The sequence below is a fragment of the Rothia sp. P100 genome, assembly GCF_023712425.1.
Taxonomy (GTDB): Bacteria; Actinomycetota; Actinomycetes; order Actinomycetales; family Micrococcaceae; genus Rothia; species Rothia endophytica.
On the sequence record NZ_JAMAYG010000004.1, the window covers coordinates 1 to 13,346 of the forward strand.

Genomic DNA, 13,346 nt, shown 5'->3' on the forward strand with positions numbered 1-13,346 from the left:
GGCTCTTTGCGCCGATGGTACTGCACTGGTGACGGTGTGGGAGAGTAGGTCGTTGCCGCAATTATTTTTTCGAGGTAGCTCTTGTCCTTTGTGGGCAGGGGCTATTTTGTTTTAAGGGGGGTGTGTGGGGTGTGTGTTTTTTGGGTGGTTTTTTCTTGGTGGGAACCCCCCTTTTAATTTTAAGTACGTCTTCTTAGAGACCACCACAAGCTAGCTTTCCCCGAACCCAATACTTTCCTGGGAAAGCAGGGATATGCGCTGTTTAGCTCCAACTCTCTGGGTAAACCACGGTAGGCTTGTTCTAAACTGTTTTCTTCAAGAAAGTGAGCACCTTCAGTGTCCAAGGGAAGCGTATCCTCAACTGACGCCCGTGAGCGCGCCCGCCAACTGGCAGCGCATCAGGCAAAGAAATCATCCAAGTCATCCACTCGCTGGATTCAGCTAACAGTCCTTGCTGTGGTCCTACTTATCGTGGGTATCATCGCGGTAGTAGTTGTTAACGGCAATAAAAACCAGATTGCTGAATCAGGACCCGTACCAGCGTCTGCTAACCAGTACGGTGGTATCGTCCTGACAGCTGATGGCATTAAACAAAACACCAGCACTGTAGAGACCCGCGACGTTAATAACCTAGGCACGTCAGAGAACAAATACACCAACGCAGAAGGCGCTGAAGTTGCTATGCCCCTAGGTGTGGCTACTGCTGAGGAAGCTGAGAATAACGGGGAACCGGTCCGCGTCACCGTCTTCCAGGATTACGACTGCGTGCATTGTGCAAAGTTTGAGACCCAGTACGGTGATGAGATCGAAGAACTGGTGAAGAGCGGAAAAATTACCCTGGAGGTACGCAACTTGACCTTCCTTGACGCCTCTAGCCCCAGCTTCTATTCAGCCCGCGCTAACAATGTTGCCTTCGCCGTGGCTGAGCAGGTCTCCAGTGAACAGTTCCTAGAATTCCAGAAGGAAATCTTTAGCTATCAGGGCACCGGCGGTCTTTCGAATGAAGAGCTCGTGAACATCGCTTCAAAGCACGGTGCTGATGTGCAGGACGCAGTCAATGACAACACTTGGCGTCCCTTCGTTAACGTTGTGACCATGGAATCATCCACCAACGGAATCTCCGGAACCCCCACTATCTTTGCAGATGGTGAGCAGTTCACCGCATCAGATTTCTCATCCTGGATCAACCAGAAGATTGACGCTAAAGAATCTAACTAAAGCTCCTCATCACTCCCGTATTTGTTCAGGAACACTGAAATAATGCAATAAACTGGGAAACGTACTTGTAGGGACAGCTACAGGGTCGGCCATATGCCGGTCTGTAGCTGTCCCTTTTTCTTTACCTCTTCAAGGAGAAGCTCTTGCCCCTGCGCCTTCTGATAGATTGCGACCCAGGTATTGACGATGCTCTAGCTCTTACCTACGCCTTTGCTCACCCAGAGGTAAGTGTAGAAGGTATCGTGGCCACCGGTGGAAACGTAAGCACTGAACAGGTAGGCAGGAATATTCGCGGACTCCTCCAACTGCTGGACGCACCGCATATCCGCTGGGAGTTAGGAGCCATCAACCCTCTTGCCCAAGCGTTGATAACAACTGAGGAAACCCATGGACCTCTGGGAACCGGGTATGCCGTGCTACCTGGTCAGCAGGAGCCCACCGGAAAAGAACACGGCAGGGGAGCTGAACTGTGGGTAGAGACCGCCGCCCGCTATCCGGGTGAGCTGCACGGGATTGTCCTGGGACCAAGCACCAACCTTGCCCTGGCTCTAGAGCTAGACCCTACCCTGCCCAGCAAACTGGGCAGTCTACACATCATGGGTGGGGCTCTAAACCACCGCGGTAATACCATGCCCACCACAGAGTGGAACGTGCATTCAGACCCCGAAGCCCTCGCCAGCGTGCTGACCGCCTTCGACAGACCAGGTGCCACCTGCTCACCGGTACTCTGCCCTCTAGACCACACCGAAAACAGTCTCATCACCCCGGAACGTCGAGCCGCATTGACAGCTGGGGGAGGTGCGCTACTGGAGGCTCTAGACCTGGCTCTGCAGTTCTATATGGAATTTCATGAATCAGATGGTTTAGGCTTCATTGCTCACGTGCATGACCCCTTTGTCACTGCACTTGCCGTCAATACGGCGTTAGATAACGGCCTGATTCTGGCTCAGAGCCTGCCCGTGGCTCTGGACGTTGAGCTGACCGGCACCCTGACCCGCGGTCAGACCGTTGCCGACTGGCTAGGACGCTGGGGCAAAGAACCCAATGCAAAGGCATTGGTTGCTGCGGACGCTGAGACCTTCTTTGAACACTTCATCGCAACCGTTAGAGCACGGTACGCGGTGGCAACTTAGCTAAAACTACCCTACAAAAAGAACGATTATTTATTAGGAAATCATGCATACGACATCTGGACAGAGGCTCTCGCCAGTAAACGCGACCCTCGGTAAAAGAAAGAAACAAGGCGCAGCAGAACCCATGACCAAGGGGCAAAAAGTGCTCAGCACATTAGGCGCCTTTGCTATTGTGGCAACCTACCTCTTTGCTGTGCTAACCGCTGGTGGGGGCGCCAACTACACCGGCTACCTAGAAGACACGGCTCAAGCACAAGCAGCGCTGTCAATGCCTCTCATGGTGGGCTACACGGCAGGAGTAGTTTTGCTACTCGTCGCAAATCTCTCGCGGTTACCCCTCTCCCTCATCGCTCTCATCCCCTTCGCGGCCGCTTTCAATATTATCCTCGGACAGATTATTGGATTTTCCGGGGTACCCCTTTATTTAGACTCCGTAGCTACCGTCCTCATAGGTCTACTGGCTGGGCCGGCTGCGGGCGTCCTGACGGGAATTATCACCAATCTTGCCTGGGGGCTGAGCATCAATCCCACAGCAATCCCTTTTACAGCAGGGGCCGCAACCATTGGTCTTTTAGCTGGCCTAGCAGGGCGCTACGGGCTACACAAGAGACTGTGGGCGTTGCTGGTAGCAGGGCTTCTTACCGGGGTCATCGCCGGCTTGCTCGGTGCACCCATCGCAGCCTTCGTCTTTGGAGGTGGGCAGGGTGTTGGAACCGGATCCATCGTCGCAACTTTACAGGCAGCAGGTCAGTCTCTTCTGGGGGCTACCACTTTGCAGTCCCTCTTATCAGACCCCTTAGATAAAACCATTGCCTTCCTCTTAGCCTGGGTCTTACTCAGAGGACTGCCGGCGCGGGTGCTCCAACAGTTCCAGCGCACTCATGCATAGAATCGCGACCCGGGTGCACCCCAAAACCTGGTTTATTTTTGGGCTGAGCGGGCTACTGCTTTCCTTTGCGCCCCTGCCCATAGGTGCCCGGGGAATGCTACTAGTAGCTTTCGTGATTATCTTTGTGTTTGCAGGTGCCTTCACACAATTCCTACGCTTTAGCCTGGTGGGCCTGCTACCGGTTGCCCTGGTAGCTTGGACTATCCAAGCGGTTAGCTACAGGGGTCAGACTATCTACACCAGCTGGGAGCCGGTGCCCGGCATCCTCTTTAGCGTTACTGCTGAGGGGCTGGCATTTGGAGGGCAGATGGCATTACAGATTCTCTGCTTTGGAGCTAGTTGCTCGCTACTCTCGCTACTGATCAGCCCTCTAGGTCTTCGTAGTGCGCTGACGTCCTGGCATCTGCCGCCCCGGCTGGTGTACCTGCTGTGTGCATCTCTCAACGCTCCCAGGCAACTGGGGTTTTATGCAGACCTTGCGAGAGAAACGGGGCGGGCGAGGGGGCTTGCTGATTCAAAACTAATGCACCGAATCTGGCTTCGAGTGCGGACTGCCTCTGCGCTTTTTAACCTAGTGCTCCTGGACCAGGAGGTACGTGGAAGAAGCCTGGCTGATAGAGGTCTTGATCAGAAAGGGCCTCGGATTTATCTAACCGCTACCCCGGATAGCACCTGGCAGATTCTTATACGCTGGTCAGTGCTTGGGGCAAGCGCCCTGCTCTCTTTGGTCAGTTATGGGGTGGCACTATGACAGCCTTGTCTAGCAGCGACTTGCTGCACCTCGATAACCCGCGAGTTCGTGTGCTGGTGACCGGTCAGGATGGTAGCGGCAAGAGGCAAGCAGCCCATGATTATGCTGATGCGCACGGGGGCATCTATATGCCCTGCGCTCCTTACGCGCATATGAGTGGGTTAGCCACCACGGTGGCAGATGAAATTGCCTTGGGGCTAGAACGACGGGTGGGTAGCGTTAACGAGCTAACCGTTGCCGTTCAAGCAATAGCCGCTGACTTAGGGATTGAAGAGCTGCTGGGGGCTGACCCGCTCAAGCTATCGGGCGGGCAAACCCAGCTGGTCGCACTAGCCGCTCTCTTGAGTCTGGGTGCTCCTGCCCTTGCTATCGATGAGCCCCTCCGCGGATTAGATCAGCACATGCAGGAACGTGTGCTAGAAACTCTCTGTGCCTATAAAGGGCCGGTGCTATGGGTATCAGTCCGTCCCACAGCTCGTGAGAGAGAAAGTGCCAGCCACGTGCTTGACCTCGGCCAAGAAAAGAACGATTATCAGCCTTTGGCCCTGCAGCTTCCTGCGCGGCAGCCCATCACCCTAAGCGCTCAGGAACTGGGGGTTTCTCCTCTTACACCCGTGCGGCGTCGCCGACGGACCAAGCAAGCTGCGCCGCTACTACAGCAAAACGTATCTCTTCAGCTCAAGAGCGGCGAAACGCTGCTGGTAAGCGGGGCTAACGGTAGCGGCAAGAGCACCCTATTACGAACCCTTGCTGGACTGCAGACCCCAGCGTCCGGGGTGGTGCTAGCCGGTGAGAAAAAACCTGCCACGCTACCTGCTCCCCAGCGGGTGCGGTCCGTGCAACTGGTGGCACAGAGCCCAGCCCACCATTTTCTATCCTCCACCGTAGCTGAAGAACTCAAGCTAGGTGCCGGAGCTGACTCATCTCAGCAGGTCCGTGAAGGCTTGCTGGCTGCTATCGGTCTGCGGGGGCAAGAGAACATACACCCACTTGACCTGCTACCCGCACAGCAGCGGCTACTGACCGTTGCGTCCGCACTTGCCGGGGCAACGCCCTGCCTTTTACTCGATGAACCCACCGAACAGCTGGACGATCACGGTCTGCAATGCCTAATCGACCTTCTCCAAGCCCACGTTGGGGCTGGAGGTAGCCTCGTTATCGCAACACACGACCCGGCACTCAACACAGCTTTGGACGGTACCCACCTGCACCTTACCTCAACCAGCAAGATGCGAAGCCTCACCCAATCCGCTATGCTAGATAGGCACCCGCCTCCTTAGCTCAGCTGGCCAGAGCACCTGTCTTGTAAACAGGGGGTCACCGGTTCGAATCCGGTAGGGGGCTCTGAACAAATAAATATGACTCTGCGATCGAGTGGCACCTGAACCGGTGACCATTCGGTCGCAGATTTGTTTCCTCGCGCGCTCGGAATCTGCTCCCTTATCTGGTTCGAATCCGGTAGGGGGCTCTGAACAAATAAATATGACTCTGCGATCGAGTGGCACCTGAACCGGTGACCATTCGGTCGCAGATTTGTTTCCTCGCACACAATAAAACCCTCCACCTCCCTAACCCCCAGCTCGAGGTTAGTAAGACACTTTTGTGCAAAAGAACGCACCTGCGTGCCCGTTATTCCAAAATGCCTGCGTGGTAAACTAAATGCTGACCACGGGGCAGGACGCAAGCACCCACCAGGTGCTAACGTACTTACCCAAACAGCCTGATTTGCTCCAGCGAATTAGGTTTTTTCCATCACGGGATAAAAGTCGTGTTGCGGCTCACCACCCCATGCGGAAGGCAACACACATGTCAAAGCAACCAGTGCTCCACCCTTCAAACGAACGTTTTATTGAGCAACCCCGCTTCCGCCCCGAAATTCAGGGCCTCCGTTCGCTTGCTGTGCTACTGGTCGTTACCTACCACGTCTGGTTCGGACGAGTCTCAGGTGGCGTTGACGTCTTCCTCTTCATCTCAGCCTTCCTGCTTTCACTCTCGTCGCTAAGAAAAATACACGACGGCAAACCACTCCAGGTCATCAAATACTGGCTGCACGTTTTCCAGCGACTTCTACCAGCGGCCCTCACCGTCATCCTAGGCACCCTAATAGCTGCCTACTTTATCGTTGCGCCCTCGCGCTGGAGCTCGCTACTGGCAGATGCCAAAGCTGCCGTCTTTTACTTCCTCAACTGGCGACTAGCCCACAACGCTGTGGACTACTACGCCCAGGACGCCACTACCAAGACACCCTTCCAGCACTTCTGGTCCCTCTCCATGCAGGGACAAATCTTTATTCTCTGGCCACTCCTCTTCACCCTTGTTGGTTTCTTAGTGTGGTACCTGCGGCTCAAAACAACCGGGGTGGCTCTGCTCATCTTCGGTAGCGTTTTCGTTGCCTCTCTCACCTTCTCCATTAAAGAAACCGCCACCAACCAAGCCTTCGCCTACTTTGACACCCGCACCCGCCTCTGGGAATTTGCTGCCGGTGCTCTTTTGGCGATTCTCCTTCTTAAGTGGCAAGTACCCCGCAAAGCCCGTGTCGTTATGGGTTGGGTAGGCATCGCGGGACTTGTCTCCGCCGGGTGGTTGTTACCTATCGAAACTGGATTCCCCGGTTACCTAGCCCTCTGGCCCCTGCTCTCGGGTGCCATGGTTATCGCTGCCGGGCAGACCGATTCAAAATTTGGGGCAGACCGCTTTCTCTCTGCCGCGCCCCTTCAAAAAATGGGCGCCATTTCCTACTGCCTCTACCTGGTGCACTGGCCAGCGCTCATCCTTTACACCACTGCTGTGGGTAAAGAACAAGCTGGCTGGATAGACGGCAGCGTCATTGTTCTTGGGTCGATTGCGCTGGCCTGGGTGCTGCACACCTGCGTTGAGAAGCCTATGAGAGCACTGGACAGGAAACCTCTCCTGAGGGCGCGCAGGAAACAGGCAACTGACGCGCCTCAGCTGCCCTGGGCTAAGAAACCCTCTATGGCTTCAAAGCTAGCCGGTTACCGGAGACCAGCTGCTACTCTAGCCGTACTTTTGGCTCTGGCTTCCTTACCTCTGAGCGCTGCTCAAGCCTGGGTGAATAAGCAAGAAGAAGAAACGATGGCTCGCGCTGAAACTGCTGGTTCTGCGGCATACCCGGGTGCACTAGCGTCAGACCTTAACGCTCGCTACCGTGACCTCCCCGTCCCCTTGGCAGACCCAGTCTCTCAATTTGATGGACTCTCTGAGAGCTGCACGGGCCAGTTCGCCGTTATTAACCCAGAGCTGGAACAATTCTGTTCTGCTCAAGCGTGGGGTGCAGAAGACGGCCCTTTAACCATTATCGTCGGTGACTCTCACGCCGAGCAAAGCATCTCAATGATGCGCCCCATCGCACGGGATAACCACATGACCATGATGGCTTACCTGCTGGGCGGCTGTAAGTTCCCTACCACCTCGAGCTGGGCGGACTGTAATAACTTTAGTACCGCCATGATTGAAGAAATCCTTGCTCAGAACCCTGCTAACGTTGTGCTGATTTCATCGGTCAGCATGGCTAACGACCCCAACGACGGCACCCCGCCCCGCTACGATGAGGCAGTTCAGCGTTTCATGGATGCAGGGATCAACGTTATTGGTATCCGCGACAATCCTCGCTACGAGTACAACATGTATATCTGTGGCCAGGAGAATATGCGTTCTCTCTATGACTGCGGCGCTAGCCGTGCCGATAAAGTGGCGGGGCCATCACCAGATAACGAGCTGATAGGAAATACCAACTATTTCTCTGTTGATCTCACCGAACAGCTCTGCCCTCAGGGCTGGTGCCCAGCCATCATGGGCAATGTCTTTGTCTACATCGATGACAACCACATCTCCAAAGCTTATGGGCAGACCCTTTCTCCCTTTGTACAGCAACAACTTCAAACCCAAGAATGGAACCCCTGGGGTGGCACTTCGTCTGAGGGTTATGGCAACGAAGAGGATGTCCTTGCTGAGGCTCTCGCCGAAAATGGTGAGCTATAAACCCGAGAAACCGGCGCGAATAGACAAGAAAAGCGCCCTGATCAGGAGCTTAGTCTAGGCAACTACTATTTCTTGAGGTCTGGAAACCTCGCTGGTAAGTGTATGCACCAAGTACACCGTTTTGCGGATTAGCGCACAAAAACATATTGTTATTATGTTTAGGTATACCTAATTCAACTCCTAGCGCTTCCTATCGCTAGGCCGCTCTACCAGGAGAATACAGAAATGGTTGTCATCTCACGCAGCGCCTTCCTCAAGGCGGCAGCCGCTACCGCAGCAGCAGGTCTACTCGCAGGTTGCACCACCGGCTCGGGAGACACTTCCAGTAGCAACTCCTCCGGCGCAGCGGGGGAGAGTTACACCGTCAAGCATGCCTTCGGCGAGACCACCTTCGAGAGCATACCTCAGCGTGTGGCCGTGGTGAATTACTGGAAGAACCCAGATGTCCTTCTTGACCTGGGCGTCGTACCGGTTGGTACCCCCACCGTGACCTACGGTGGCAACGCAGCAGGTTCTACCGATTGGTTTGATGCAAAACTTGCTGAACTCGGCGGTGAAACCCCCGTCTTCTACAATGAAACCGACGGCCCCGATTACGAGGCCCTGGCTCAGCTCAACCCCGATGCCATCTTCTCCGTCTATACCGACATGAGCCAGGAAGTCTACGATAAGCTCTCGGGCATTGCCCCCGTGGTGGCTATGCCCGAAGGCGTAGCTTCCTACGCGGCGTCTTGGGAACAGGTTGTAGAACAGGCAGGTGCCATGCTGCAAAAGCAGGATGAGGCCCAAAAACTGATTGAAGCAACCCACCAGACCATTGAGGACGCCGCAGCGCAGTACTCGCAGCTCTCCGGTAAGACCTTTGCCGCCGGCATGTTCAGCCTTGAAGAGCAAACCTTCAGTGCTTACACTGCCACTGATTCCCGCTCGCAGTTCTTGACTTCTTTGGGGATGGAGATCAGCCCTTACATCACCCAGAATACTGCTGATGACTCAGGCTTCTTTATCGCTGTTTCCGGTGAAGTCGTTGATCAGGTAGAGGCTGATGTTGTGTGGGCCTGGGGCACCTCGGCATCCGATGAAGCAGATATCAAGGCAGATTCCCTCTTCTCTCAGATGCCCGCAGTAGCCGACGGTGGGCTAGTGGTTGAAACTGATAACGCTGTATCTATCGCTGTATCAGCGGCCTCACCTCTATCACTGAACTGGGTGCTTACCGAAACCCAGACCCTGCAGAAGCTTTCAGCAGTGGCTGACAAGAGCTAGAGACAGCACCGCAGCCAGGAGTCTTGCTCCCCTGGCCTAGCTCTGCCGTCTTTTCAGATTGCATATGACGCCATTTCGTTTAGCCCAGCGCCATTCGGTGCCAGCCTCCACCCAGAAACGAGCAGTAGTTCTGCTGGTCCTCTTGGTGGTTTTTGGCGCAGCAGCGGTTCTTTCCTTTACGGTGGGAGCCCGCGCCATCAGCTTCAATACGGTCCTGACCTACCTCACCGGTAGCGAAAATCTGGGGCAGACGGACGCCGCGGTCCTCTCCCAGCGCCTGGTACGCACCCTGTGGGCAGCGATGGTGGGGGCAGCTCTAGCCCTTGCCGGTGCCGGCATGCAGGGTGTGACCCGAAACCCTCTGGGCGATCCGGGTATTTTGGGTGTCAATGCCGGGGCGTCCTTCGCAGTCGTTGCCGGGATTACCTTCTTCTCAGTGCAGAGCACCAGCGCCTACGCAGCCTGGGCTTTTGTGGGCGCTGCCATCGCCTCGGTGCTGGTCTACAGTCTTGCCTCCCTGGGCAGGGGAGGGGCTACCCCCGTCAAGTTAGCCCTCATGGGTGCAGCTATCTCAGCTGGCCTCGGCTCGCTCACCACCGCCCTGATTCTGCAGAACCAGAACGCGCTAGATAGTCTGCGCCGCTGGCAGGTAGGGACCGTTGCCGGTGCCCGCCTAGAAGATCTCACTCCGGGAGCCTTCCTCCTGCTCATCGGTGCTCTCATACTGCTCAGCGGCGCCAAAACCATCAACAACTTTGCCCTCGGTGATGACGTAGCAGCCTCCCTGGGGGAAAACGTTGCGCTCAAACGCCTACTGATGGCGCTCGCCATTACCTTGCTCGTGGGAACCAGCGTGGCCCTGGCCGGCCCCATCGCTTTTATCGGGCTGATGGCCCCCCACACGGTGCGTGCCCTGGTGGGCTCCGACTACCGGGCTCTACTGCCCCTGTCCGCCCTCTTCGGTGCGGTGATACTCATCCTGGCCGATACCGTTGGACGCGTCATCCTACCCCCTCAGGAAGTCCAGGTGGGGGTAACTACGGTAATAGTTGGTGTGCCCGTCTTCATCTACCTGGTTCGCCGCGCAAAGGCGGTCAACCTCTAATGAGCGTCAGCCTGACTGGAAGAGAACACCTTACCCAGATCCGCCGTGCCGCCCGTAAACGCCCGCATCTGGTATTGGCCCTGCTGTCACTGACCCTGCTAGGGGCGCTCGCCGTGCGCGTTTTGCTGGGATCCTACACCGTGACCATCCCAGATTTTTTCACTCTTCTGAGCGGCGGCAACCTCGACCATGCCCGCGGAGCCCGCTACATTGTCATGGAGGATAAGCTACCCCGGGCGGTCCTAGGTGCCCTAGCAGGTCTTGCCTTTGGCGCCGCCGGAGCTATTTTCCAGCTACTGCTGCGCAACCCGTTGGCGTCCCCAGACATTATCGGCATCTCTACCGGTGCCTCGCTGGGCGCTGTTACCGCTATCGTTTTCTTTGGCCTCACCGGTTTCTCGGTCTCACTTTTTGCTATCGGTTTCGCGCTGGTGGTTGCCCTGCTCATTATGTTGCTCTCCGCTGGTGACACCGGCGCAGGTAACCGCTTCATCCTAATGGGCATCGGTGTTTCTGCACTCGCCAGCTCAGTAATCAGCTACCTTATGAGCCGTATCTCCAGCAGTGACGCCCAAACGGCAACACTGTGGATGAGCGGTTCGCTCTCCAACGCCAACTGGAACCGCATCAGCATTCTGTCACTAACCCTGCTCATCCTTTTGCCCACCGTGGCTCTTTTACACCGCTACCTGCACGCCCTTGCTGTGGGGGATGAACTGGCCCACGGGCTGGGCGTTCGAACCCATGCCGTGCGCTGGGGCTTCATCACCCTCGGCGTTCTTCTGGCCGCCGTTGCTACCGCAGCAACCGGGCCTATCGCCTTTGTTGCCTTTGTTTCTGGCCCTATAGCCCGCAGACTCCAGGGCGGGCCGCACTCCCTAACAGCCAGCGCACTGGTAGGCGCCATCATCGTGGTGCTGGCGGACTTTGTCGGGGCCAACCTGATTCCCAGCGGAAATCTGCCGGTCGGTATTCTCACCGGCGTAGCCGGCGCCCCCCTGCTCATCTGGCTCCTTGCCCGTTCGCAGAAAGAAGGCAAAGCATGAAAAAGGTAACCCCTCGCCAGCTGGCTATGAAAAACCTTGCACTGGGCTATGGCAACCAGACCATCGTTCCTAACTTGAGCTTGGATATACCGACCGGTGAAATCACCGCCATTATTGGGCCCAATGGGTGCGGCAAATCAACCCTGTTGCGCGGTGTCTCCCGCCTGCTCAAACCCACCAAGGGCAGCATCACCCTGGACGGTAAACCGCTGACAACCTACGGCGGTAAGGAGTTCGCTCGCATAGTGGGGCTGCTACCCCAGAACCCAATTGCCCCTGACGGCGTCACCGTAGCCGACCTGGTATCCCGCGGACGCTACCCCTATCAGGGTCTCTTTCGCGGTAACTCTGCTGAGGATGACGCCGCGGTCGCCTGGGCACTTGAAGCAACTAACACCATGGGGCTAGCAGAACGCCAGGTCACCGAGCTATCGGGTGGTCAGCGTCAGCGTGTCTGGATCGCGATGGCTCTAGCCCAGCAAACAGACATTCTGCTGCTCGATGAGCCCACCACCTACCTCGACCTAGCCCACCAGGTGGAGCTGCTCGATTTGCTAGCTGAACTCAATGAGGTCCGAGGAACCACCATGGTGATGGTGCTCCACGAACTTAACCTGGCAGCCCGCGCCGCCCACCACCTCATCGCTATGAAAGATGGGGCGATCGCTGCTGCCGGTACCGCAGCTAACGTGATGACTGAGCAGAACCTAGAGAAAATCTTTGGACTTCGAGCCTCAGTAACTGACCCCCGCGCAGACGGCTCAACCGTTATCGTCCCTCATGCCCGCCGCCCAGTATCTAGCCACGGAGACTCTCATGTCAGAAACCACTAAAAAGCTCGTTCGCCGACGCGAGGTTTCCCAGTCCATCAACCAGTACGGCGTCTTTCCTGTAACAGTGAGCGGTGTGCGCCGCCTGTCAGAACACTTTGTGAGGGTATCGCTGACCGGCCGCTCGCTACACCACGCTACCTCCGCTATCTCGGACGGGACGGGGCAGGTCTACGACGCCTACATCAAGCTCCTGGTACCACCAGCACATGCGAGCGGTCCCACCATGATTGAACTCGATGACACCTGGCGCCAGCGATGGATGGCTCAACCGGTGGAGGACCGCGGCCACATGCGCACCTACACAGTGCAAAATTCCCGCATGGTGCCAGCTGTTGGCATGGACGAAACTCCACTACTGGGCATGTTCCCCGCTGCCGAGGCAGACCTCAGCGTGCTTGAACGCCCGCTGCCCATCGGCGTCCAGCCTGAAATTGACATCGATTTTGTGCTGCATCAGGATGACGCCGGGCAGCTGGGCCCCGCAGCTGCCTGGGCGGCGTCCGCTCAGGTGGGGCAACAGGTATCTTTCCTCGCTCCTTTGAGGGGTAGTAGCCTATGGAGCTCCTGGAACCCGGCCCCTTCCCATAACCTGCTGATGCTGACCGATGAAACCGCAGCCCCCGCTACGCTTTCTATTCTCAGGACCCTGCCTGCTCACGCCAGCGGCACAGTGCTCTGCGAAGTCCCCGGTCAGGGAGATAACCTTGCCGTGCTCTCAGATGTGCAGGAGGTGACCCGGCGCCTGCCTCAGCTAACCGTCAAGTTCCTGCTTCGGGAGCCTAACTCTGAGCGAGGTGAACGCCTTGCCCACGAGTTGCACAGTGTCTTCAACCTGACAGAGACCGAAACCTACCACTACACCGACACCACCGCCGCTGACGAAGTGGTGTGGGGATTGGCAGAGGAAAATGCCGAAACCTACGTCTTTATTGCCGGTGAATCCTCGGTCATCAAGACCCTGCGCCGCATGTGCGTCAATGAAGCCGGTATCGCTAAAGAAAATATCTCTTTCATGGGTTACTGGAAGTGTGGACGAGCTGAAAGCTAAGCCCTTGCTGGGCGGGGGAGTAAAGTAGTCTTCGTACGTTTTCCCTCATTGAAAGACA

The 13,346-nt window shown here is 56.5% G+C and carries 11 protein-coding genes and 1 tRNA gene; all 12 read left to right on the top strand.

Annotated elements, in window-relative coordinates:
- The first annotated feature begins 336 nt into the window (after positions 1-336).
- The 12 genes from M3668_RS09210 (at position 337) to M3668_RS09265 (ending at position 13,288) form a co-directional block, all read left to right on the top strand.
- Positions 337-1,218 carry a DsbA family protein gene (locus M3668_RS09210; RefSeq protein ID WP_251380561.1) on the top strand — a complete coding sequence of 294 codons (882 nt, stop codon included), beginning with the start codon at positions 337-339 and terminating at the stop codon, positions 1,216-1,218.
- Between the two features lie 143 nt (positions 1,219-1,361).
- Positions 1,362-2,351 (top strand): nucleoside hydrolase, encoded by a 990-nt coding sequence (locus M3668_RS09215; protein ID WP_251380562.1) that lies wholly within the window; start codon positions 1,362-1,364, stop codon positions 2,349-2,351.
- Between the two features lie 142 nt (positions 2,352-2,493).
- Positions 2,494-3,240: an ECF transporter S component gene (locus M3668_RS09220; RefSeq protein WP_251380563.1), complete on the top strand. Its 747-nt coding sequence runs from the start codon at positions 2,494-2,496 to the stop codon at positions 3,238-3,240.
- Positions 3,233-3,991, top strand: coding sequence for a CbiQ family ECF transporter T component (locus M3668_RS09225; protein WP_251380564.1), 759 nt, complete (start codon positions 3,233-3,235; stop codon positions 3,989-3,991). Before M3668_RS09220 ends, M3668_RS09225 begins: the two co-directional genes overlap by 8 nt.
- Positions 3,988-5,271 (top strand): ATP-binding cassette domain-containing protein, encoded by a 1,284-nt coding sequence (locus M3668_RS09230; RefSeq protein ID WP_251380565.1) that lies wholly within the window; start codon positions 3,988-3,990, stop codon positions 5,269-5,271. Before M3668_RS09225 ends, M3668_RS09230 begins: the two co-directional genes overlap by 4 nt.
- A tRNA-Thr gene (locus tag M3668_RS09235) sits at positions 5,262-5,335 on the top strand. The genes M3668_RS09230 and M3668_RS09235 overlap by 10 nt, the downstream gene beginning before the upstream one ends.
- 462 nt (positions 5,336-5,797) lie before the next feature.
- A complete protein-coding gene (locus M3668_RS09240; protein WP_251380566.1) occupies positions 5,798-7,990 on the top strand; it encodes an acyltransferase family protein in 2,193 nt (730 codons plus the stop codon).
- Positions 7,991-8,215: 225 nt separating this feature from the next.
- The gene (locus M3668_RS09245; RefSeq protein WP_251380567.1) at positions 8,216-9,256 is read left to right on the top strand and encodes an ABC transporter substrate-binding protein; all 1,041 of its coding nucleotides are present in this window, start codon (positions 8,216-8,218) and stop codon (positions 9,254-9,256) included.
- Positions 9,257-9,320: 64 nt separating this feature from the next.
- A complete protein-coding gene (locus M3668_RS09250) occupies positions 9,321-10,361 on the top strand; it encodes a FecCD family ABC transporter permease (protein ID WP_251380568.1) in 1,041 nt (346 codons plus the stop codon).
- Positions 10,361-11,407, top strand: a complete 1,047-nt coding sequence (locus M3668_RS09255; protein ID WP_251380569.1) for a FecCD family ABC transporter permease — start codon at positions 10,361-10,363, stop codon at positions 11,405-11,407. The genes M3668_RS09250 and M3668_RS09255 overlap by 1 nt, the downstream gene beginning before the upstream one ends.
- Entirely contained in the window at positions 11,404-12,240 is an 837-nt protein-coding gene (locus tag M3668_RS09260; RefSeq protein WP_251380570.1) for an ABC transporter ATP-binding protein, read from the top strand. The genes M3668_RS09255 and M3668_RS09260 overlap by 4 nt, the downstream gene beginning before the upstream one ends.
- Entirely contained in the window at positions 12,224-13,288 is a 1,065-nt protein-coding gene (locus M3668_RS09265) for a siderophore-interacting protein (RefSeq protein WP_251380571.1), read from the top strand. Before M3668_RS09260 ends, M3668_RS09265 begins: the two co-directional genes overlap by 17 nt.
- The last annotated feature ends 58 nt before the right edge of the window (positions 13,289-13,346 follow it).

Excerpts from the sequence above, each read along its gene's own strand:
- M3668_RS09250 (WP_251380568.1), top strand. The coding sequence starts at position 9,321 with ATGACGCCATTTCGTTTAGCCCAGCGCCATTCGGTGCCAGCCTCCACC.
- M3668_RS09265 (WP_251380571.1), top strand. The coding sequence starts at position 12,224 with ATGTCAGAAACCACTAAAAAGCTCGTTCGCCGACGCGAGGTTTCCCAG.
- M3668_RS09230 (WP_251380565.1), top strand. The coding sequence starts at position 3,988 with ATGACAGCCTTGTCTAGCAGCGACTTGCTGCACCTCGATAACCCGCGA.
- M3668_RS09225 (WP_251380564.1), top strand. The coding sequence starts at position 3,233 with ATGCATAGAATCGCGACCCGGGTGCACCCCAAAACCTGGTTTATTTTT.
- M3668_RS09260 (WP_251380570.1), top strand. The coding sequence starts at position 11,404 with ATGAAAAAGGTAACCCCTCGCCAGCTGGCTATGAAAAACCTTGCACTG.
- M3668_RS09245 (WP_251380567.1), top strand. The coding sequence starts at position 8,216 with ATGGTTGTCATCTCACGCAGCGCCTTCCTCAAGGCGGCAGCCGCTACC.
- M3668_RS09240 (WP_251380566.1), top strand. The coding sequence starts at position 5,798 with ATGTCAAAGCAACCAGTGCTCCACCCTTCAAACGAACGTTTTATTGAG.
- M3668_RS09255 (WP_251380569.1), top strand. The coding sequence starts at position 10,361 with ATGAGCGTCAGCCTGACTGGAAGAGAACACCTTACCCAGATCCGCCGT.